Source organism: Salinimicrobium sediminilitoris (assembly GCF_020866905.1).
Lineage (GTDB): Bacteria > Bacteroidota > Bacteroidia > Flavobacteriales > Flavobacteriaceae > Salinimicrobium > Salinimicrobium sediminilitoris.
On sequence record NZ_JAIVCC010000013.1, the window covers coordinates 205,016 to 226,243 of the forward strand.

Annotated in this window: 19 protein-coding genes; 10 read left to right on the top strand and 9 right to left on the bottom strand. The window is 42.5% G+C overall.

From position 1 onward, the window contains the following. Nucleotides 1–152: 152 nt before the first annotated feature. The gene (locus LA313_RS12215; RefSeq protein WP_228915365.1) at nucleotides 153–6,596 is read left to right on the top strand and encodes an alpha-2-macroglobulin family protein; all 6,444 of its coding nucleotides are present in this window, start codon (nucleotides 153–155) and stop codon (nucleotides 6,594–6,596) included. 367 nt (nucleotides 6,597–6,963) lie between these two features. Continuing rightward, nucleotides 6,964–7,629, top strand: coding sequence for a class I SAM-dependent methyltransferase (locus LA313_RS12220; RefSeq protein WP_228915368.1), 666 nt, complete (start codon nucleotides 6,964–6,966; stop codon nucleotides 7,627–7,629). Nucleotides 7,630–7,868: 239 nt separating this feature from the next. Here the strand turns inward: LA313_RS12220 and LA313_RS12225 are convergent, their stop codons facing one another. Further along, nucleotides 7,869–9,251 carry an NAD-dependent succinate-semialdehyde dehydrogenase gene (locus tag LA313_RS12225; RefSeq protein ID WP_228915370.1) on the bottom strand — a complete coding sequence of 461 codons (1,383 nt, stop codon included), beginning with the start codon at nucleotides 9,249–9,251 and terminating at the stop codon, nucleotides 7,869–7,871. 221 nt (nucleotides 9,252–9,472) lie between these two features. On the opposite strand from LA313_RS12225, the gene LA313_RS12230 reads away from it, so the two are divergent. Continuing rightward, nucleotides 9,473–9,751, top strand: a complete 279-nt coding sequence (locus LA313_RS12230; protein ID WP_228915372.1) for a hypothetical protein — start codon at nucleotides 9,473–9,475, stop codon at nucleotides 9,749–9,751. Nucleotides 9,752–9,822: 71 nt separating this feature from the next. Here the strand turns inward: LA313_RS12230 and LA313_RS12235 are convergent, their stop codons facing one another. From LA313_RS12235 to LA313_RS12270, 8 genes are all read right to left on the bottom strand, one after another. Then, nucleotides 9,823–10,314: a hypothetical protein gene (locus LA313_RS12235; protein WP_228915374.1), complete on the bottom strand. Its 492-nt coding sequence runs from the start codon at nucleotides 10,312–10,314 to the stop codon at nucleotides 9,823–9,825. A gap of 174 nt (nucleotides 10,315–10,488) precedes the next feature. Further along, nucleotides 10,489–10,821, bottom strand: a complete 333-nt coding sequence (locus LA313_RS12240) for a HepT-like ribonuclease domain-containing protein (RefSeq protein WP_228915375.1) — start codon at nucleotides 10,819–10,821, stop codon at nucleotides 10,489–10,491. After that, the gene (locus tag LA313_RS12245) at nucleotides 10,790–11,125 is read right to left on the bottom strand and encodes a nucleotidyltransferase family protein (protein ID WP_333473558.1); all 336 of its coding nucleotides are present in this window, start codon (nucleotides 11,123–11,125) and stop codon (nucleotides 10,790–10,792) included. The genes LA313_RS12240 and LA313_RS12245 overlap by 32 nt, the downstream gene beginning before the upstream one ends. Before the next feature lie 195 nt (nucleotides 11,126–11,320). Next, a complete protein-coding gene (locus tag LA313_RS12250) occupies nucleotides 11,321–11,818 on the bottom strand; it encodes a 5' nucleotidase, NT5C type (protein WP_228915385.1) in 498 nt (165 codons plus the stop codon). Between the two features lie 63 nt (nucleotides 11,819–11,881). Further along, nucleotides 11,882–12,946, bottom strand: a complete 1,065-nt coding sequence (locus LA313_RS12255; protein ID WP_228915386.1) for an AAA family ATPase — start codon at nucleotides 12,944–12,946, stop codon at nucleotides 11,882–11,884. A gap of 458 nt (nucleotides 12,947–13,404) precedes the next feature. Beyond that, nucleotides 13,405–14,025, bottom strand: coding sequence for a WYL domain-containing protein (locus tag LA313_RS12260; RefSeq protein WP_228915388.1), 621 nt, complete (start codon nucleotides 14,023–14,025; stop codon nucleotides 13,405–13,407). Further along, entirely contained in the window at nucleotides 14,015–14,284 is a 270-nt protein-coding gene (locus LA313_RS12265) for a hypothetical protein (protein WP_228915390.1), read from the bottom strand. Before LA313_RS12265 ends, LA313_RS12260 begins: the two co-directional genes overlap by 11 nt. 298 nt (nucleotides 14,285–14,582) lie before the next feature. Then, a complete protein-coding gene (locus tag LA313_RS12270) occupies nucleotides 14,583–15,014 on the bottom strand; it encodes a PepSY-like domain-containing protein (protein WP_228915392.1) in 432 nt (143 codons plus the stop codon). Between the two features lie 112 nt (nucleotides 15,015–15,126). On the opposite strand from LA313_RS12270, the gene LA313_RS12275 reads away from it, so the two are divergent. From LA313_RS12275 to LA313_RS12305, 7 genes are all read left to right on the top strand, one after another. Beyond that, the gene (locus LA313_RS12275) at nucleotides 15,127–15,804 is read left to right on the top strand and encodes a response regulator transcription factor (RefSeq protein WP_228915394.1); all 678 of its coding nucleotides are present in this window, start codon (nucleotides 15,127–15,129) and stop codon (nucleotides 15,802–15,804) included. Further along, the gene (locus LA313_RS12280) at nucleotides 15,801–17,060 is read left to right on the top strand and encodes a sensor histidine kinase (protein WP_228915397.1); all 1,260 of its coding nucleotides are present in this window, start codon (nucleotides 15,801–15,803) and stop codon (nucleotides 17,058–17,060) included. Before LA313_RS12275 ends, LA313_RS12280 begins: the two co-directional genes overlap by 4 nt. A gap of 98 nt (nucleotides 17,061–17,158) precedes the next feature. Beyond that, the gene (locus tag LA313_RS12285) at nucleotides 17,159–17,560 is read left to right on the top strand and encodes a PepSY-like domain-containing protein (RefSeq protein WP_228915399.1); all 402 of its coding nucleotides are present in this window, start codon (nucleotides 17,159–17,161) and stop codon (nucleotides 17,558–17,560) included. Between the two features lie 7 nt (nucleotides 17,561–17,567). Then, entirely contained in the window at nucleotides 17,568–18,419 is an 852-nt protein-coding gene (locus LA313_RS12290) for an SdiA-regulated domain-containing protein (RefSeq protein WP_228915401.1), read from the top strand. A 79-nt stretch (nucleotides 18,420–18,498) separates the two neighbouring features. Beyond that, complete coding sequence (locus LA313_RS12295) at nucleotides 18,499–19,218, top strand: TVP38/TMEM64 family protein (RefSeq protein ID WP_228915403.1); 720 nt, start codon at nucleotides 18,499–18,501, stop codon at nucleotides 19,216–19,218. Nucleotides 19,219–19,229: 11 nt separating this feature from the next. Then, on the top strand, nucleotides 19,230–19,916 hold the full coding sequence (locus LA313_RS12300) for a DUF2490 domain-containing protein (protein ID WP_228915405.1): 687 nt from the start codon (nucleotides 19,230–19,232) through the stop codon (nucleotides 19,914–19,916). 156 nt (nucleotides 19,917–20,072) lie between these two features. Then, nucleotides 20,073–21,137 carry a mechanosensitive ion channel family protein gene (locus tag LA313_RS12305; protein WP_228915407.1) on the top strand — a complete coding sequence of 355 codons (1,065 nt, stop codon included), beginning with the start codon at nucleotides 20,073–20,075 and terminating at the stop codon, nucleotides 21,135–21,137. The last annotated feature ends 91 nt before the right edge of the window (nucleotides 21,138–21,228 follow it).

A 21,228-nucleotide genomic window follows, 5' to 3' on the forward strand; every position in this document is an offset into this window, starting at 1 on the left:
ATTAGTTTTTGGTTTTTGGTTTTTGGTTTCTGAAAATTATTTCATAGAATCAACTTTTTAGAACCTATATGCAAATCTTCCTGGTTTTTTAAAAATTAGTATCTTCATCATCTACTACGTCTTCCCTACCGGCGCAGCATCAAATCCCCCGTATGAAAAAATTATTTTTAGCGGTTGCTTTTCTGTGCACTACCCTCTCCTTTTCACAGAATTCCCAACAATGGAAAACAGTAGATTCCCTGGAGCTGCAGGGTCGAATAGAGTCGGCTAATGAAGTGGTTTCAGGTATTCTCAAAACTGCCATGAAAAAGAAGGATTTTGAACAGCTTATCAAAGCAAAGATCTTTCAGTACAAATTTCACCAGGTCAACCACGAAAATTCAGATCAATTCATTCTGAAGGATCTCAATCAAACCCTATCCCGGCTGCCCCGACCCTACCGGAATGTGCTAATGAGCTACAAGGCCGAATTCCTGCAGCAGTACTTCCGGCAGCACCGCTGGAGGATCAAAAGACGGAAGGAGGTGGATAATCCTGACGCCCTGGATCTCGCCACCTGGAGCGAAGCAACATTGCAGGACAGCATTAGGAGCAGTTATGAAGCCTCTCTGCAAAACAGACAGCAACTCATCAACACCCCGGTGGAAAAAATTGCCGAATTACTGCAGCAGGAACCGCTCAACAGAAAATATAAGCCTTCCCTCTACGATCTTCTGGCCCACAGGGCTTTGGATTTTTTTACCGATTCTTCAAATTTCCCGGATGTAAATCCGGCTGCGGAATACCTTTTTGACGCTTCAGAATTATTGGGATCTACCGCGCAGTTCCTGCAGCTGAAATTTCCGAAGGAGGCACAGCAAACTTCCGAAGTATATGTGCTGAAGATCATGCAAGATCTTGAAGACCTGCATTCCGAAGACAAGGATCCCACCGCGCTGGTATATGCACAGCTCCAACGGCTGGATTATGTAAACTCACACACCCAAAAATGGGAAAAATACATGCAGGCCCTGGACAGGCTTTCGCAACAGTATGAAAACACTCCGGCTACAGCCCTGCTACTGTATACACGCGCCCTTGCCTATTTTGAACGTGCGAAATTAACCGGGGAAGAGGGTAATATTTTGCATCCCGACTTCAATAAAAAAGCAGTGGAACTGGGCGAAAAGATCATTAAGGAATTTCCCGGTACAGAAATGGAACAGAAGGCGTTTTCGCTGATCAGTGCTATTAAATCGGTTGATCTCGATGTTCAGATCCCCGATTACCTGGTGCCCGGGAATACCGGCAGGATGCGACTTTCCTATAAAAGCATTGATTCGGTACAAATGAAATTATTTAAAATACCGGCCGATTTTCCCGTACAGGACAGATGGTATAACATGGTTGATGATATACAGGTGATGATGGAAAAACGCACTGCCGTTTTGAGTAAATCCCTCCTCCTGCCCCGGGCAGAAGATTTTAACTCCCACTCCACCGAGGCGCTAATTCCCCCACTGGAAGCAGGGACTTATATGCTGACCATTTCGGGGCAGAACAGCTTCGGAAAAAAAGGTTTTAGTTTCGGCTTTTTGAGGGTCACGAATCTTACCCTTTCCCAAACCGCATTTAAAACTATAAATATATACCGGGCCCTGGATCGTACTACCGGCCTTCCCGAAGAAGAAGTGCACCTTGACTGGGTGGCTAAAGAAAAAATTGTGAGGGAAAAGATCACCGGTGAAAACGGGGAGGTTTTAATAAAAAATAGCTTTAACCGTATGGACCTCGACTACCTGCAGGCATCCAAAGCGGGAGACACCTTAATTTCCCGTTTTTGGGAAGGTTACTACAGAGGGGGGAACCAGGAAGAACGTCCTCTCATGGCCAAGACCCTGCTGTACCTGGATCGTGCCATTTACCGCCCCGGTCAAAAAGTACATTTTAAGGGAATCTTACTGAGCCATAAAGACGGAAAGACCAAAACTGTCCCCAATGAATTTGTAGAAGTATATGTAGAAGACCCGAATTCTGAAGAGGTCGCAACCTTGAGGTTAAAGACCAACAAATTCGGTTCTTTTAATGGGGAGTTTTTATTACCCCAATCTGGTATCACCGGTAAGTTCAGCATTCATACCGAAGAAGACACCGAAGCAGAAACCCCTTTTTGGGAGGAGATCCTGGACGGGGACACTTATATGTATAACGAGCATTATTTTAGTGTCGAGGAGTATAAGCGCCCCACTTTTGAAGTGGCTTTTGATACTATAAACCGTAGCTTCAGCTTTGGGGACAGCGTTAGTATTAAAGGAAATGCCCGCGCTTTTATGGGTGCTCCCGTGAGCAATGTGCGGGTAGCCTATACAGTGAACCGGCGGGAGGTGGTCTACCGCTGGTGGTATTATGATCGTGGCGACGTCGTCACCATTAAATCTGACACCATTAACACTGATAATAAAGGTAATTTCACCCTTGCTTTCCCTGCGGAAATAGCATTGGGCGATCAACAAAAGCCGGAACTCATCTACGAGTACAGCATTGAGGCAACATTCACCGATGTTTCCGGAGAAGCCCGTACAGGCACGACCAGCCTGAAGATCGGGAAAAAGAATTTATTGCTGAAGCTGGATCTTGCTGAAAGTATCCGCAGAGGCGATAGCCTGCAACCAAAGATCCTGGCAACCAATCTTAATGATCATCCGGTGCCGGTTTCCGGCTCGCTGAAGATCTATAAGCTGCGCGGCCCGGACAGGTTGCTACGCGACAGGTTGTGGCCGGCGCCCGAAATTCAGACGATTCCTGAAGAGGAGTTTAAAGAACTTTTTCCTGAAGAACCCTATGAATATATTCCCGAACCTATAGATTGGCCCAGGGCAAAATTGGTCTTTGAAGCAAATTTTGAATCCGACGGCAGCTATGAACCTGAAATCTTAATACCGGCCGCCTGGAAAACAGGGAAATACCTCGCCATGGTAGAAGCCGAAAGTAGCGGCAATCTAGCCACGAGTAAAAGGACCTTTGAGGTGAACGATCCCGCAGACAGAATTCTTCCCGACAACCAACGCTTTACTGCTGCTGTGATCACCAAAGATCTCGAAAAAGAGAAACTATTAAAGCTGCTCCTGCAAACCGGTTATGACGATCTGCAATTGCACATAGGCGTCTATAACGAGGACCGGCCGGTTTATACAGAATACATTCGGCTCAACGGAAATAAATTCCTGGAAATTCCGCTTAAGGAGATAACTTCCGAAGAGCTGGAGGTACAGATCACGGGCGTAAAGAACAATTCTGCTTTTAATGAAACTCAGCGGGTTCGGTTGCCAAAAACTGAGGATTTTTTAAAGATCAGCACACAAACTTTCCGCAGCAAATTGCAACCCGGCATAGAAGAAACCTGGAGTTTTAAGATCGAAAATGCCGCTCATGAGGCACCGGAAGCTGAAGTGCTGGCTTCCATGTACGACATGTCCCTGGACCAGTTCACCACTCAAAAATGGCAAACCGCGACTCAATTTTCCAATACCTACCAATCCTACCCATCGTACAGATTACCCAATATTGAGGAGACCTCTATGCTCTACAACAGGTTCCCTTCGCCCTGGAGGTACCGTCCGCAGCCAAGAAAATTCGACCGGCTCCACCTTTTCGGGTTTATGATGTCCAATCCTGACTCTTACCAATACAGGAACTATTTAAGAAATAAAAATAAAGACAAAGCCTCCGGGGACCTGGTTGGCAACACCCGGGGAAAAGTCACAGACGAAGCAGGTTTACCCCTGCCGGGGGTCAATGTAGTTATCGACGGCACCACTACCGGCACCACTACAGATTTTGACGGGCAGTTTGCCTTAGACACCCAAAAGGGAGACCAGCTGGTTTTCTCTTACGTCGGGTTTCTTCTGGAAAGAGTACTTATCAATAAAGATAGGGAGATCTATGTGACGCTGACGGCCGATTCTGCTATGCTGGAAGAAGTTGTGGTAGCTTATGCAAACGACGAGGAAGCAGAAGTGGCTGAAGAGGCCGAAGTTGCCATGTCCCTGCAGGCAAAGGCAGCAGGAGTCAATGTAACTTCCAGTAATACGATCAAGATAAGAGGTGCTTCTTCCATTTCGGGTGATCCCGAAATGCTGTACATCGTGGACGGTAAAATCGTGACAGATTACGAGGCGCCTACAGACGAGATACTTTCCATAAAAGTATTGAAGGCCGAAGAGGCCATGGCAATTTACGGCGCCCGGGCCGCGAATGGAGCCGTTATCATCAGTACCAAAAAAGGCATGCAGGAACTGCAAAATATTACTGTCCGAAAAGATCTGGATGAGACCGCTTTTTTCTATCCGCACCTGCAGTTGGGGAAAGACGGCAAACTGGAATTCAGTTTTACTTCGCCCGAAGCCCTTACCCAGTGGAAATTCCGTTTGCTTGCTCACACTGCTAACTGGACCACCGGCAGCTACGAGAATACGGTCCGCACCCAAAAGGAACTCAGTGTGATTCCGAATCCTCCACGTTTTCTTCGGGAAACCGATACCATAGTATTCAAAGCTAAAATTTCCAATCTTTCTCCGGAAGCAATGACGGGAACCGCAATGCTGGAACTGTACGATGCCCTTACCATGAAACCTATCGACAGCCTGCTGGCGAATCTTAACAAGCTGAAGAACTTTAATATTGCTGCATCAGGAAATACCAATGTTTCGTGGGATCTCACTATTCCGGAAGGAATACAGGCAGTAACTTATCGCATTGTTGCAAAAGCAGGGGATTTCTCAGATGGAGAAGAGAATTTCCTCCCGGTGCTTTCCAACAGAATGCTGGTAAAAGAAAGCCTTCCATTCTTCGTGAGAGCCGGGGAAACAGAAACTTACATTTTTAAGAATTTTCAGGAGAATGAATCAGAAACTTTGGAGCATCACAAATACACTTTAGAATACAGTTCGAATCCCGCCTGGTATGCCCTCCAGAGTCTGCCATACCTCATCGAGTTCGAACATGAGTGCTCCGAACAGACCTTTGCCCGCCTCTATGCCAATTCGGTTGCCGGAAAGATCATGAATTCCCAGCCAAAGATCAGGCAGGTTTTTGAAGCCTGGCAAAAAGATTCTTCGCTGGTGAGCGACCTTGAAAAAAAGGAAGAATTGAAGGACCTTATTCTTGCGGAAACGCCGTGGATTAGAGATGCAGCTTCAGAAAGCGCTCAAAAGCAACTGCTCGCCCAACTTTTTGAGCCCGAAAGATTGCAAAAGGAACAGGAGGAAATGTTATTAAGACTGGAACAGATGCAACAATCTTCGGGTGCCTGGCCCTGGTTTTCCGGTGGCAGGGCCAGTCCTTTCATCACACGGCATATTGTGGCAGGCCTTGGCCATCTGGACCGTCTAGGGATTGAACTTCAAGATTCAGAAATGACAGAAAAGGCGATCGATTACCTTGACAGGGAAATCCTGGTTCAACTTAAGGACAGTTATAAGCAGGAACAATTTTACCACAGCCATTACCTGTTGCATTATCTATACACCCGCAGCTATTACCTGAAAGAATTTCCGCCTTCCGAAGAGATCAAAGAGTTGATGACAAAAGCCATTGCAGCCAATAAGGAAACCTGGTTGGACAAAGATCTATACAACAAAGGTTTATTGATACTCATCTTTTCACGAACCGGGGAGACCGAATTTGCCGAAAAAATCGCAAAATCGCTGCAGGAAAGAGCAGTAAAATCTGAAGATTACGGAATGTACTGGAAAGAAAATGTTTCTGGCTGGTACTGGTATCGTGCGCCGGTAGAGACTCAGGCGCTGCTTATTGAAGGCTTCAGCGAACTTGGAGAGGAAGAAATAGTGGAAGAGTTAAAGATCTGGCTTTTGCAGAACAAGCGAACCAATCACTGGCCCACCACTAAAGCCACTACGGAGGCCACTTATGCCCTGCTGATGCAAGGGAATGACTGGCTGCAGACAGATGACCAAACCCTGCTTAAAATTGGAGGAGAACCTGTTACAAAGGAAAAACTTTCAGCAACCGAAAAAGAAGCCGGCACCGGATATCGAAAACTGGTTTGGAAGGCCAATGAGATCACAAAGGATTTTAGCACGATCACTGTAGAAAACAATAATTCCACCGCAGGATACGGGGGCGCTTACTGGCAATATTTTGAAGACCTGGATAAAATAAAAGATCACGGTACTAGTCCGCTGAATATCGAAAAGGAACTCTATCTTAATGTTGCCGGGGAAAACGGCAACACCTTACAACAGATCACTCCCGAAACCATGCTGCAGCTGGGAGACCTGGTGACGGTAAGGCTCGTAGTGCGCAGCACTGCCGATATGGAATTCATTCATTTAAAAGACATGCGCGCCAGTGGTTTTGAACCCACTAATGTGCTGAGTGAATACAAATATCAGGATGGCACCGCCTACTACGAAAGCACCCGTGACGCTGCCACCCATTTCTTTTTTGATCTTCTGCGCAAAGGAACCTATGTCCTGGAATATACGGTGAGGGCAAACAATGCAGGGAAATTTTCAAATGGTATCACCACGATTGAAAGCATGTATGCCCCGGAATTTTCCGGCCACACAAAAGGGGTCAGGGTAAAAATAGAATAGGTTGATGAAATTAAAGATCTCGAAAAATGTTTTGATCAGAATTATGACATAAAAAGCCTTAGTGCAATTCCCTATAAGGGCCCGGTTTTAAAGAATATTAGTCGCATTACAAATTCGAATTTCAGCAACAGTAAAGATTCCTGTGCGTACCCCTTTGGTAATAGAAGGTTGATAATATTGAAAATGTTTATGTAGTAAGAAAAATTAAAAGCAGGAGACTGAAACCGGTAGAAAACCCTCAACTTTCAGCACGGTAAAAATGTTTAACATCTCATGAAAAATCTGAAACCCAAAAGAAGGCCATTGCCGCTTTACCTTCTAATCCTCGTAACTCTCTCCTGCAGTACAAACCCATTTTATCTTTTTAATGTCAAAAAATAAAAAAATAAAGAAGCCCTGGCCCACCAAAGACGCCATGGTGCAGATCTATGAAAACAATTTATGGGGTGCTGGTGAATCTGAATTCTACTCCGGTTTAGGCTCCCATCATCCTGAAACTGTGGATCCATACATAGCTGTAGTATCCGCTTTTTTAAAAGGTTTTGCAGCTCCGCCGGTAGTCTGCGATCTGGGTTGCGGGGATTTTAATATTGGTAAAGAACTGGTAAAGTACACCGGGAAGTATATCGCCCTGGACATAGTTCCGGAGCTTATCGCACATAATCAAACCGAATTCAGGGCAGAGCATCTGGAATTCCGGGTTTTGGATATCGCAAAAGATGAATTGCCTTCGGGGGATTGCGCAGTGCTAAGACAGGTTTTGCAGCATTTATCGAATGCGGAAATTAAAAGTGTGTTAGAAAAACTATATGCTTTTAAATATGTTATTTTAACCGAGCATCTCCCGGAAGAAGATTTTGAACCCAACAAAGATATTATCTCGGGACAGGGAATCAGGCTGAAAAAACAAAGTGGCGTAAGGCTTTCCGCACCACCATTTAATTTTAAAGCCAGGAAAGAGAAACAGTTATTATCAGTTCGATCTCCCGGTTTTGAAGGAGTTTTAGTTACTACTCTGTATGAAGTAAAATAAAACCAGCGTAGGTTATTTGGTCCCTGATAAACCATACCAGGTTTTTCAAAACTTTATTGACTTTATAATTTACAGCCATAAAAAACCGGAACTTTTAAATTCCGGTTTTTAGAAGTACTTAGGTTTATTGTTATTTTCATCAGCCACCACTAAGGATCAGTTACTTATATATTAGTCTTGGCTCCTGGTTCTTGCAGCGAAGCGATCCTGGCTCTTTCCCCGGACAACACTGATTATTATTATGCCAACATAATCGCTTTCACATTCACGAACTCATGTAGCCCAAAACCTCCATGTTCCCGCCCGAATCCTGAATCTTTTACACCTCCAAACGGCATACTGGGTTTAGCAAGCCCAAAGGAGTTAATAAACACCATTCCCGTATCAAAGTGATATTTGGCAAGTTCTCTTGCCTTCTCTTCATCTTTAGAAAAGATTCCGCCACCAAGACCAAATCTACTGCTATTGGCTATACGCATGGCATCATCGGCATCTTTAGCTTTTATTAAAGAGGCTACGGGACCAAATAACTCATCGTCATAGGCAGGCATTCCCGGCTCAAGGTTATCCAGCACAGTTGCCGGATAAAAGAAACCATCGCCATCGGGAATTTTTCCTCCACACAATACTTTAGCCCCTTTCTTCACACTTTCTTCCACCTGTTCATGTAATTCCTCCCGCAGATCTTTGCGGGCCATGGGACCAATATCACTTTCATCCTTTGAAGGGTCCCCTGCTTTAACCTGGGACATTTGCTCTACAAAGGCTTTTTTGAATTGGTCATACACCTTTTCTACTACAATAAATCTTTTTGCGGCCACGCAGGTTTCCCCATTATTATAGATCCTCCCCATAACACAGGTTTTTACGGCTAATTCCAGATCGGCATCCTCCAGCACAAGATAGGCATCATTACTTCCAAGTTCCAGTACTGATTTTTTAAGATTTTCTCCGGCCTTTTTCCCGATGATCCTTCCGGCAGCCGGACTTCCTGTGAGAGTTACACCACGTACCAGCTTATGTTCAATAACAGCATCACTTTGGTCATGGGAGATCAATAAAACTTTAAATAGATTTTCCGGCAAACCTGCTTCCAGGTAGATCTTTTCAAGAAGAAGGGCGCTTCCGGTCACTCCTTCAGAATGTTTTAAAAGTATCCCGTTACCGGCCATTAAACTTGCAATGGAATAACGGACTACCTGATATGCAGGGAAATTCCAGGGCTGGATTCCGTAGATCACTCCAAGAGGAGAATAAGTAATGTAACCTTTTCCACCTTCAGGCAAATCCCGCTCTTCATCCTGGAGGCTTAGAGGACCATTTTCTGCAGTATAATCACAAATACCGGAACAGAGTTCCACCTCCTGAATACCCTGTTTTACAAGTTTTCCCATTTCCTGAGTCATGAGTTCGGCAAGCTCCTGCTTATGATCATCCAGTTTTTTACCAATATTTGAAATGATTTTGGCCCTTTCCTCAGCCGGCTTATTCTTCCATTCCAGGAATGCTTCGTGGCATGAAGTGACAGCAGAATTCATCTCATCTGTTGTCATCATTTTATACTCCTTTATTGACTTACCCGTCGCGGGATTGACTGTTTTCAGCATTTTTTCTTCAGACATAATTCTTCTATTTTACTCGATTAAAGATAAATAGAATAGGCCTGGAAGTGTAATAATGCCTTGTTAAAGGTAATGACAATAAGCCCTTCCAAAAATGACATTTTTAAACCCTCTTCTACCGAACTGCTTTTTCCCGGCTGTACCGGCATTGGAAAAACCTGAAAATTTCCCGATCTTTTCTGGCCACACTAAAGGAGGACGGGTTAAATTAAAATAGATTAATGACATTAGACGTCACACACGTACAGGGCGGCATGCGAGAATTCGAGAGGACCGGGACCTACCCCGAATACCTGTTGTTCAACATGCCCGGCACCCGCCAAAGCTGGAAGGTGAAAATTAAAAAAACGCCCCAGGAAGGAGTTTTGAAGAGCAAAGGAACAGTGCTTTATGAGTACAGTTTTGACGGACATTACTGCAAATTCAGGAAAGTTCATGCCGATGGTTCTTATTCGGAATGGATGGAACCCGAATTTATGATTAACCAAATGCGGGATTGATACTCAAAACTTCTTTAAAGCTTTAGCCTGCAGCTGCAAGGAGTTTAAGAGAAAAGGAACAGAGGAAAAGATCAGTTTCTAAAAAAATACCTCAGGCCAATTTTTCCTTCCACAATACCTGTTACTTCCAGGTCGGGTCGACTCTGATATTGAAAATGTCCCACCAGTCCAAGTTTTGGATTGATCCAGAAGATCCCGGTAAGGCGTCCAAGCCAGCCAAAATAGGTTTTGGTTTCTGAATTATCCCCCTGTTTTTTCCAGATGTTGGAAACACTGATTCCTACTCCCATTTCGATCCTGTCATCCTTTAGAAAAAAGTAGTCGGTTCCGAATGCCAGTTTTTGGTAATTTGCCTGCTGAAATTTTCCGAAGAGGACGTAAAATGCAAACTCATTTTCAATTAATCCCGCTTCGATATCGAAATGAAGCCCGCGGTGATCTTCTTCGGTCCTTGGATTATCAATGATCCCAAAAGCTTTATTAGGATCTATGGCAACTCCCGTATAGAACTGGCTATAACAGCTAATGCTGCAAAAAAAGAAGTATAAAATGCACCGGTACATTTTAATAAACTTAAGATTCCACCTGAAATTTAGTTACTATTCAGAGTAAAATCATTTCAATTGGGGTAAGCTTAACGTCTCATATAAAAACAGGAGCTGGCGAGGACAGAGTTTCGATTTGGCACAGGTTTGGGCGTTTTTTAGGATATATTGTTGGCACCTGGCCATGTTCAGTTAAAATGATAATTGCTTTATTTCGAGTTTGAGCTCTTGTAAACGCCTTTTTACAATTACCCACACAATAGCATTATCAATACTGTCATATGCGTGAACAAGTCGGTTTCTAATCCCAATAATCTGTTTATCGTGCCGGATAGACAGATCAGATTCTGATTGTTTTAATTTGTTTAAAGCTTCACCAATTATGGCCAATTGCCTCTCTATGGCGCTTTGTGTTTTTAAGTCTGCCTCGTAGGAGATGAAATCTGGTGTGTCAGCTATAAAATTTTCTATTAAGTCAATAGCCATTAGTATGTCAGAGAGATACTTCTTGCCTTTTTCCGTCATAGATTAGAATTTTTGTAGCCTCAATATTTTTCCTGAGCACAGGATTTTTAAGAGAAGAGTCGGTCAATAGATCAACTTTTCTTTGAAAAAATTCTTCTAATTTATCCCAAATTGCTAAAAGTTTTTCTCCTCTTTCTAAAGGATCATTTTCTTCTATTTCGATAAGTAGATCTATGTCACTGGAGGTTTCGTCGAATCTTTCTGTGGTAGCAGATCCAAAGGCATAAAGATTCTTCACATTATACAATTTACATAATGTGGTAAAGTCAACCATTTTAGCTTGTATGCTATCCTTTATTGTCATAAGCTAATATAATCAATTTCTTCATGACCGGAATTTCTCTTTGTCTAGCTAAAGTCGGCTTTTTGCCAACTTACTAATAAACAAGAGAGTTAAATTACACATGAAGAGGTTGAGCACTCAAATTTGAGCAAGAGGTGCAAATCAAATTTTACCGGCAATACCGGGTCCGCGCTGAAAATAATAATTGTTACGTAATCACTCCCCTGCCTGTTCCATTAGATATTTCTTTGTGACTTCCCAATCCGGAAATCTGCCGGTGCCAAAATGAATGTGCTCCCCCTCGAATTCGCCTGCGCCATTGTGCGTGCGGTCATCAACAAGAAAATCCCCTTTCAGCAGGTCTTTTCTGTGACTAAGAATCAGTCGCTTTTTCCCCAGATCTCCAAAATGTTCCTCTATCCAGATCCTTTTTCCGGTAAAAGATTCGGGCAGGCTCCACATGGCGGTGGATAAAAAGAAAATATCAAAATGACCGGCCAGCTCCTCCACCGCTTCCAAAGCTCCCTCTATTGGAGGAAGATCGTGGTAGATATCGGGATTTGCATAACAGGTATCATCGATCCTCCTGGAAAGTTCCTCCTGGTCGTGATAGTCTTTAAAATTCTTAATTTCAGGAGTGAGAGCTCCAATCGCTTTTTCAAAGTCGGCCACTACGCCATCCATATCGAGGTAAAGTATTTTTTTATGTTTCATTTTTTCACCGGACTTCAGGATTCATTTCAATATAAAATATTCTATAAGCATATCCAATTTACATTACCTGAACCCCACCGCCTTATGTTCGGGATTCTTATACTGCTCTTCTTCACTAATGTTGTAGATCTCGGCCAGGGTCATCTCTTCCTCTGTAGCATAACCTGTATGCTGCTCCCTTAGCAAAACATTCGCTTTTTCGGGGGACAGGGCTTTGAACTCAAAGGCCGATCGCAAACGACCTTTTCGCTTTAGTGCAGGATCAATATTTTTCACATCGGTATTAAAAGTAGCGATGATCTGGATGCCTAATGATTCTCCTAAGATCCCATCGGTAATGTTGAGGATCATGGCCAGGTTGGAATTGCGCTGCTGGTCACGGGAAACGATCAATTCCTCGGCATCTTCGATCACTAAAATGCAGTTCGCATTATCCATAAGATAGCGTGTCATGGCTATATTGTCAAGATTCTGCGCCATCTGCCCCGGCAGGAATATAATATCTTTTTTTATTTGCCCACACAGATATCTTATATAGGTACTTTTCCCCGTGCCCGGTTTGCCGTACAGTAAATGAAGTCCGCTCCTGTTTTGCTCCTGAAGGATGTTGAGCATTTTCGCGTGGAAAACCTCAAAGCCATCATTGTAGATCTTTTTAAGATGGAGTTCGGGCTTTGCAAAATCAATTTTCCTGTTATCAAGCCCATGAGGCTTCATGATGATGAGATTTATATGGGCTTTGTCTTCCTCCTTTTTCCTTTTGTCTGTAGTAAAGTCTATGACTTCCTGAAGCAATTTACAATGCTCTTTGCTGAAGAAAACAGTGACTTCCTCCCCTTCCTTAGATACCATGAGCTCATTTTTTAAAACATAAATGAAATCGCTCTTCCACTCCTCTTCTGAAGAGTCTTTCTTCACATGGTAGCCCAGGATCTTATCTTCAAACACCTTCGCAAATTCGCTATAAAATTTTTCCAGATCCAGGTCTGCAAATTTCTGCTGACTTGCCACGGCATTAAAATATCCCATATAAAGAATATCAACATTGAAGCAGCCCCAGCGGTCAAAAAGAGAATTGAGGTGGAAGCCGGGAACAAATGAAGGTTCTATGTTATTCTTAAAATTCATTTTTTGCTTTTTTGTTTTTTAGCTTCTAATGTTTCTTCGGAAGCAAGCTGCTCCAAAAATGGCATTTTTGACACTTCATCTTCCGCAGAGATATAAAACCACAGCACCTTATCTTCAGTTAAACTCAGTTACGTGGAAATACTGAAAAATTCTGATAGCTCCCTGATGGTCTCTGTCTTAGAAAACCTTCAGCTAAAAACATCTGACGGGTTATTTTGCTTATTAAGTACCATGATCTTCTAATTTAAGAACAAACTTAGCCAATGGATGCGCCAAAAAATGGCGTTCAGTGATCAGGGTTAATAGGTGACAATATTTTCATAGTCATTCCCACCCAAAAGTTTCACTTTCCCAACCGGTTGGTCGAAAGTCTATAAATACTCAGGTTAAATTAAGAGGCTACACCTCCCGCTTCGTCAGCCCCTACTCCGACGAATCGGGAATGGCAAAGCCTCTTTTTAATACCTGTCCAGTGCGGCCTGTAACTGTTTTAAAACCTTATTCCGAAAGCTCTCAGGTTCCAGCACTTTTACATCGGCACCATAGGAAAGCACTTCCATAATGAAATCGTGAGTGGGCAGGAGATAATATTCAAATTGCCATTCCTTATCGGTTTTTAGAATTTCCTTCTGACTGTGATGCAGGGGAAGGGACTGGATATATTTTCCTTCCCGGGGAGTAAAGGAGAGAACGATCTTTTCAGGCCGGCTCTCCACTCCGTTGATGATCCCGAAACTATGCCTGTATTCTTTTTCGGCCTCGTATGCTACAGGTTCAAATTTTTTGTTGGAGATCTCCAGACCTGAGAGACGATCGAGTCCAAAAGACTTCACGATTCCGCCTTTTGGGTCTTCTGCCAGTAAATACCAGCGATGTTGAGACTCCTTTAAAGCCACAGGATTTACTACCCGCCTCCTAAGGTCTCCACCTGAATATTTCTCATACAGAAAGGAAATACTATAGCTGTTCTTAATGGCATGCAGCAGTCCATGGAGGTTTTCGGCCCCCAAAGGCTTTCGCTTCTCCACGATCACATGCCGAGAAAAATTGTGAGAAATATTAAGGGCGTTAGATCTCATAAGCCTCCATAAGCCGTTCATTGTGCTCTTCATTGGCGTCATAGGTGATCTCATATTTCCCGGTGGAGCTGTTGTATTCGATCTCGATCCCATACATGGTATCAATCTTCTTAATATCCCTTTGAAAGGTTCTCCGGGAACAGTAAAGATCATCGCCCGAGATCTCACTCTGAAACTGAAGATAATCCTGCAACTCCTCAAAACCCATTGGGCTTCTGCGTAGTTTGGTAATGATTGCGCGGTGTCGTGGAAGAGACATGAATGAGATGGTAATGGTTAGTAATCCAAATATACAGAGCAGGCGCGACAGTTCGTGACGCCGCTGAAAGAATTATTATTTTTCCTGAAATTTTAAACCGGCGATTCAGAAACCTACATGCCTCGAAATCATGACCTAAGAATAGTTCATACAGGGTTTGGCTTCCAATTTAGCTGAAAAGTAAATTCTCGACTAGCTCTGAATGGGCTCAAAATGATCTTCAGATAAGATTGAAATATGGTATAACGAAAAGAGGCCGCCTTTTGGCAGCCTCTTATTTGAAATATTCCGGTGGATTTTAGTCTAATTTTCTAAAATTCCCCTGTGCATCAAATTCTACTTCAATACCACTTGCAAGTTCCACTTCCTGTTCCTTATCTTGTTTCTCCCATCCAATCACCTGTGCGTCTGCATGGTTGGCCTGTAAATAAGAAGCTACTTTTGCAGGTAAAACAGTCATAGGCAGCGCCTCTCTATTTTGGCTGTCGATCTCAATGATATTTCCATTCTCATCAAAATCCAGCTCAATTCCATTCGCTAACTTTACTTCGTATTTCTCATCTTCCCAGATCTTCCAGTTGCTGTTCTCCTCTACTCCTGCTACAGAGACTGAAGAGAAGTGTTGCTTAATAAAATTCTGGGCTGTTCCCGGTAAGTTTCCGGTACTTGTCTGTGCAAACATACCCATAGAGAACAATGCAATAAATGCTGATACAATTTCTTTTTTCATAACTTGTTATTTTAAATTCTATGCGAAGTAAGGCGCCAAAACTGGAAGAAATTAGGAATAGATCTCAGCAGGAATCCTAAATGTTTCCCAAATTCAATTCTACTTTCGAATCATGAAGATCCTGATTATTGAAGACGAGAAAGATATGAGGCAAAATATGCAGACCACCCTGGAAAAGGAAAACTTCCTGGTGGAACCTGTAGCTACATATAAAGAAGCTATTTCCAAAATTGGAGTTTATGATTATGACTGTATCCTGCTGGACATAACACTTCCAGACGGTAACGGACTTGAAATTCTAAAAACCCTAAAAGAGAAAGGCTACAGCGATTCGGTCATTATCGTTTCGGCTAAAGATTCGATAGATGATAAGGTCGAAGGCCTGGAACTTGGCGCCGATGATTATCTCCCCAAGCCATTCCACATGGCCGAGCTAAATGCCCGGGTAAAAGCCGTTCTTCGCAGACGAAAATTTGAAGGGAACAATTTACTGGAGGTAGCCAACGTGAAAATAAACATCGATAGCCATACAGTCACCGTAAATGATAAGGACCTTGAGCTAAACCGTAAAGAATTTGATGTGCTTTTTTACCTGTGCACCAATCAAAACCGTTTGGTGAGTAAATCTGCGCTGGCAGAACATGTGTGGGGAGATTATATTGACCAGACAGATAATTTTGACTTTATATATTCCCAGATCAAAAACCTGAGAAAAAAACTTTCCGATACCGGGGCAGAACCGGAAATAAAAGCTGTCTATGGAATAGGTTATAAGCTCCTCGTTCCATGAAACTCCTCAATTATACTACTACCTATTTTGCTGTGATCCTGTTTTTTTTGCTGGCACTCTGGGCGCTCATCTTTTATTTCGAGATCCTGGATGAGATCTATGACAGTATGGATGACGGCCTGGACAACCAGAAGATGCTGGTGATTAGAAAGGCCAGGCAGGATCCATCGGTGCTTGAAAAAAGCGCTTTTGAGGATGGAAATTATATCATTTCCCCCACAACTCCTCAAATAGGCCGTGACTTTACAGATGCTTATCGCGACTCGCTCATGTACATGGAAAACGAAGATGAATACGAGCCGATACGCCTTATAGAAAGTGTTTTCCAGCAGGACGGCTCCTTTTACAAAATAAAGGTAATAACCTCTATGGTGGAAGAGGATGATCTTCGCAAGGAATTGTTCTTTTCCCTCCTGTGGCTCTACATTGGCTTGATCCTGACTATTGTTTTGCTTAACAGTTACTTTCAGAAAAAGACCTGGCAACCTTTCTATAAACTCCTTCGACGCCTGGAAAACTTCAGTATTGAAAGAGACCGGGCGATCAAATATGAGGAAACAAAAATAGATGAGTTCCGGCTTCTGAATGAGCGGGTAGACAGCCTGCTGAAGAAATCTGTTGAAAGCTACAATAGTCAGAAAGAATTCATAGAAAATGCGTCGCATGAGTTGCAAACTCCCCTGGCCATAAGCATCAATAAGCTGGAGCTAATGGCCGAAAATGCCGAATTATCACAGGAACAAATGAAAGAACTGGGAACGGTTCTTCAAAGCCTGGAAAGACTTACCCGGCTTAACAGGTCCCTGTTATTGCTCTCAAGGATCGAGAACAGGCAATTTGCAGAAGAAGAAAAGATCAACTGGAATAGCCTTGTCAAACAGATCATTGCAGAATTTCAGGATTTTGCGGCCCATCGGGAGGTGAAAATAGTTCTTACTGAAGAACACAACATGGAAAATCACGGAAGTAAAGATCTCGCCGGCATGCTTATTTCAAACCTGCTCAAAAATGCCATTTTTCACACCCCTTCGGGCACTGTTGTCAAGCTGATCATTTCCTCAAAGTCAATAAAATTTGAAAATCCCGGAAAGGCCGCCCTCGAAAAAAATAAGATCTTCAGCAGGTTTAAAGGAGCCGAAAAAGCAGATTCTACAGGTCTTGGCCTCGCAATTTCTAAAGCCATTGCCATAAAAATGGACCTGGACCTCACCTATACTTTTCACGATCAAACCCACATCTTCACAATAGACTTTTAAAGTTCCCAAATCTTTCCAGTTTCCTTTCCCATTTTAGCAGGAAAGAAAATAAAGTGAAGTGTGGACATCTCTTATTAATTCTACTAAGCAGCTTGTTGTTGTCCTGCGACGACGATGATTATCCCTATGCAGAAGTACCCTCTGTTGTGCTGAATGAATTCTGGGCCGAATATCCTAAAGCCACCGATGCTGAATTCAACCAGGTTGGAGAAACCTATGAAGTAGAATTTGAAATTGGAGATAATGACCAAAAAGCCCTTTTTGATTCTTCCGGAGGCATACTGAAGAGAAAGTGGGAAATACCCTGGTCTGCCCTGCCTCCTGCAGTACAGGAGACGCTTCAGCAGAAATATGGCGAAAAAAACATTAAAGATCCTGAGGTAGTGAGAACAGGGAAAGAAACTTACTACCAGGCAGAAGTCAGTCGGTTTTTTTCAAATGAAAAGGTGGTTCTGAATGAAGCAGGAAAAACCGACACCACATTGATTTACTGGAAATAAAAAAGTTATGAAAAAGATCATTTTTGGAATAGTAGTTTTAATCGTGGGGGTGCTGACCTTTTTCTCCTTTAAAGAAAAGCCTTCAGAAAATTTAGACAAAAACCTGAATTATGAGATCCTTCAAAAATGGGATTTACCCGATGTTCTTGATGAAGTATCGGGGATTGCATGGCTTGGAAAAGATCGCATTGCCTGTATCCAGGATGAGGATGGGATAATTTACATTTTTAATCTCCAAACTTCCAAAATAGAGAATGAAATAGAATTCGGCGATGGCGGAGATTATGAAGGAATAGCCGTAATAGAAGATGATGCATATGTTCTGCGGAGCGACGGAGTTATTTTCGAAGTAATAGATTTTGAGAGCACAAACCCGCAGGTCACCAAGAAAGTTACTAAAGCTAATGCCCTGCCCGGGATCAACTTCGAAGGTCTTTGTGCCGACCCCGTAAATAATCGGCTCCTGCTGGCTGTAAAAGAGCGTAAAAATTCTCAACACGAAAAAGAGATCTATGCTTTTGACCTCAACAAAAAAGATTCAGGTGAAAAGCCCGAGTTTAAAGTCAGTCTTTCCGATCCTCTTTTTGACCGGGTAGATGGAAAACTAAAGAATAAATTTTCGCCGGGAGAATTAAATATCCACCCACATAGTGGTGAGCTATACATTCTTGACGGCACCAGGCCTAAACTTTTAATTGTCGAAAAAGGTGGAACGCTAAAGGAATTGTACATTTTTAGTTCCAAAGATTTTGCAAACCCCGAGGGATTGACCTTTAATTCTGAAGGAGATCTATTCATTTCCAATGAAGCGGAAGAAGGTCCCGCCAATATTCTTAGAGTCTCTCTCAACAGGAAATAAACAAAAATTAATCAGAAAAAAATCCTGCAGGTAGAAACTGTAGCATTTTCTTATTCAGATAGTAAAATCATAAATTAGAATGGAAAATAATTCTATTGAAACAGCTTCGGTAAAGCAAAGTAAGCTCCCTCTTTACATTTCAGCGTTAATTGTTGTCTCCCTGGTGCTCGCCTATTTTTTTATTCCGGGGGTTCAGGATTTTCTCACGGAAGCCTGGAATGTCCTCACTAGCGATGATAACGAAAGAATTGAAGCCTGGGTTGGAAACTTTGGATGGTTTGGTCCCGTGGTACTTGTTCTGGCCATGATCCTGCAAATGTTCCTTCTTGTCATTCCCACAATTGCACTCATGGTAGTTTCGGTACTGGCATACGGACCAGTCTTTGGAAGTATTATAATTCTTGTGGCTGTATTTTCGGCCTCTTCTGTAGGTTACTTTATCGGAAGGTATTTTGGACCTTTGATCGTAGAAAAACTCATAGGTCACAAAAACGAAAAGAAAATTGGAGATTTTATTGATGACTATGGATTTTGGGCAGTTATTGTCACCCGGCTAAATCCATTTCTTTCAAACGACGCCATTAGCTTTGTAGCCGGCATCCTTAAAATGGGTTATTGGAAATTTGTTGCCGCCACCTTAGCAGGTATTGCCCCCCTCACACTTTTTATTGCAGTGATAGGAGAAAGTACAGATGGCCTTAAAACCGGGTTGTTATGGGGATCAATTGTAAGCCTCATCTTGTTTGGGCTCTATGTATATTGGGACAAAAGAAAAAGAACATCAAACAGCACAGCTTAAATCAGGGACTTATGGCATCTTTTTTCAGGCAGAAAATTATATTTCTAATGCTCCTCAGCATGATGAGTATAAACCAGGCTTTTTCTCAAAATCCACAATCTTACTTTTACGATCACGAATTCGAAGTTTCTCTGCCTGTAAATACCGGGTGGTCCATGGATATTAGTGCAGGATACAGGGGGTTACTACAGGAGAGACTGGAAGGACGAAAAGTTTCCGGTTCCCGCAATGAACATCTGGAATTTAACCACTTCACCAATTACCGGGAGCGCAAGTCACTCGTATTAAGTCTTGGACTGAGGTATCGTTTTAAAGAACTTTTTGACTCTTCTGAAGTAGATGAATTCCGAATTATGGAACAGGTAAAGATCGATCCCGTCAATTCTTATCTGCCCCTTTCGCACAGGTTTCGGCTGGAACAAAGGTTTAGAGAACATTTGACTCACCGACTAAGATATGAATTGGCATCTTCCTTTGCCATGAGCGAAGCTTTTTCCCTGGGTATATCCACAGAAGCTTTATATGCCGTTTCTGCCCATCAAAAACCTGAAGCTGAGCAAAGATTTTCGCTGGGTGTTGAAAACAGTACTTTTAAGGATCTTGAACTTGGTTTTTCCTTCGAATACAGGATGGAAAATTATGCTGTTGACCTCGCCCATGAATTTTTTATTATGACGGGAGTGTCTCTTTCGTTATAGATCATTGTAGTCATAGCGGCCATTCCAGTTAAGGAACAACCTGCCGGGTTGGAGCCAAATCTTCCCGTGGTTTAACCTTCCTTAAAGAACTTGCAACAATATTTTCTTTAATTTAACCGTAGCACAATTATTAACGGTCTAAAAAGAAGATTACAAATGAATGCCGACAAAAGAACGGAAGAGGAAGAAATAAAAAAGATCCTTGAAGAAGAGAATGTAAAAAAAGCCCTTTTAGAGACCGATACCTCAAAGAAAACCTTTCCCAGTGCAAGAAGAGAAATCCTTCTTCTTGTGGGTTACACTGCCCTTATCATTGTAGTAGCTGGTCTCCTATATTTCTTGCTGGAATCGGGCAACCTGCCAGTTTCTGAAGCTTATCTCCCAATAGCCAAAAAACTCATATTAGGCTCGGTATTGATCACGACTGTACTCTTTTTGAACAGTCTTCTGCGGAAGATCTTAAAAAGAAAAATAGATGACAAGGCCAGCGCGTATAATTTTAGAAGCCTCATCAACTTTGTCAGTTTCTTTCTTATTGTTCTTATTGTCATTTCCCTGATGTTTTCAAATTGGTATGCGACCCTGGTCTCCTTTGGGGTTATCTCGTTAATTCTGGGTTTGGCACTTCAAAACCCCCTCACCAGCCTTTTCGGGTGGGTTTATCTTCTTCTTCGGAAGCCCTATGAAGTTGGGGACAGGATAAAAATAGGAACTGTTTACGGCGATGTGATGAATGTGGGATATTTCGACACCACTTTGTGGGAGTTTCGCGGGGACTATTTATCGGGGGATCATCCCAGCGGAAGAATTATCAAATATGCCAATTCCCGTATCTTCAGTGAATATGTAGTTAATTATTCCTGGCCGCTTTTTCCTTTTATATGGAACGAAGTAAAATTTTATGTTTCCTATGACAGTGATTTTGATTTCATCTCCCTTTTAGTAACAGAGATTGCCGAAAAGCAACTGGGAGAAGCAATGATGAGAAGGGTAAAAAGACTTAAAACCATTCTTGCCGATTCTATGATCCAGGAGCTGGAAATTAAAGAGAAACCTTCAGTAATATTCACAGCTAACAACAATACCTGGATCGAAGTAACTGTCAGATTTCTGGTTGAGCCAAAAAATTCAGGTCCCACCAAATCCTTGTTGTTTACGCACATCATGAAAGAACTGAAAAAACATCCTGAAAAGGTAATTTTCCCTAATTCAAATCAGTAAAGGTTCATTTATGATCCATCCGAATTCAATTTCTTCAGCTTTTAAAAGCGCTGAAACCAGGTAGTAATTCAGATGAATTCTACTTTCAAAT

Excerpts from the sequence above, each read along its gene's own strand:
- LA313_RS12215 (WP_228915365.1), top strand. The coding sequence starts at position 153 with ATGAAAAAATTATTTTTAGCGGTTGCTTTTCTGTGCACTACCCTCTCC.
- LA313_RS12220 (WP_228915368.1), top strand. The coding sequence starts at position 6,964 with ATGTCAAAAAATAAAAAAATAAAGAAGCCCTGGCCCACCAAAGACGCC.
- LA313_RS12225 (WP_228915370.1), bottom strand. The coding sequence starts at position 9,251 with ATGTCTGAAGAAAAAATGCTGAAAACAGTCAATCCCGCGACGGGTAAG.
- LA313_RS12230 (WP_228915372.1), top strand. The coding sequence starts at position 9,473 with ATGACATTAGACGTCACACACGTACAGGGCGGCATGCGAGAATTCGAG.
- LA313_RS12235 (WP_228915374.1), bottom strand. The coding sequence starts at position 10,314 with ATGTACCGGTGCATTTTATACTTCTTTTTTTGCAGCATTAGCTGTTAT.
- LA313_RS12240 (WP_228915375.1), bottom strand. The coding sequence starts at position 10,821 with ATGACGGAAAAAGGCAAGAAGTATCTCTCTGACATACTAATGGCTATT.
- LA313_RS12245 (WP_333473558.1), bottom strand. The coding sequence starts at position 11,125 with ATGACAATAAAGGATAGCATACAAGCTAAAATGGTTGACTTTACCACA.
- LA313_RS12250 (WP_228915385.1), bottom strand. The coding sequence starts at position 11,818 with ATGAAACATAAAAAAATACTTTACCTCGATATGGATGGCGTAGTGGCC.
- LA313_RS12255 (WP_228915386.1), bottom strand. The coding sequence starts at position 12,946 with ATGAATTTTAAGAATAACATAGAACCTTCATTTGTTCCCGGCTTCCAC.
- LA313_RS12260 (WP_228915388.1), bottom strand. The coding sequence starts at position 14,025 with ATGAGATCTAACGCCCTTAATATTTCTCACAATTTTTCTCGGCATGTG.
- LA313_RS12265 (WP_228915390.1), bottom strand. The coding sequence starts at position 14,284 with ATGTCTCTTCCACGACACCGCGCAATCATTACCAAACTACGCAGAAGC.
- LA313_RS12270 (WP_228915392.1), bottom strand. The coding sequence starts at position 15,014 with ATGAAAAAAGAAATTGTATCAGCATTTATTGCATTGTTCTCTATGGGT.
- LA313_RS12275 (WP_228915394.1), top strand. The coding sequence starts at position 15,127 with ATGAAGATCCTGATTATTGAAGACGAGAAAGATATGAGGCAAAATATG.
- LA313_RS12280 (WP_228915397.1), top strand. The coding sequence starts at position 15,801 with ATGAAACTCCTCAATTATACTACTACCTATTTTGCTGTGATCCTGTTT.
- LA313_RS12290 (WP_228915401.1), top strand. The coding sequence starts at position 17,568 with ATGAAAAAGATCATTTTTGGAATAGTAGTTTTAATCGTGGGGGTGCTG.
- LA313_RS12295 (WP_228915403.1), top strand. The coding sequence starts at position 18,499 with ATGGAAAATAATTCTATTGAAACAGCTTCGGTAAAGCAAAGTAAGCTC.
- LA313_RS12300 (WP_228915405.1), top strand. The coding sequence starts at position 19,230 with ATGGCATCTTTTTTCAGGCAGAAAATTATATTTCTAATGCTCCTCAGC.
- LA313_RS12305 (WP_228915407.1), top strand. The coding sequence starts at position 20,073 with ATGAATGCCGACAAAAGAACGGAAGAGGAAGAAATAAAAAAGATCCTT.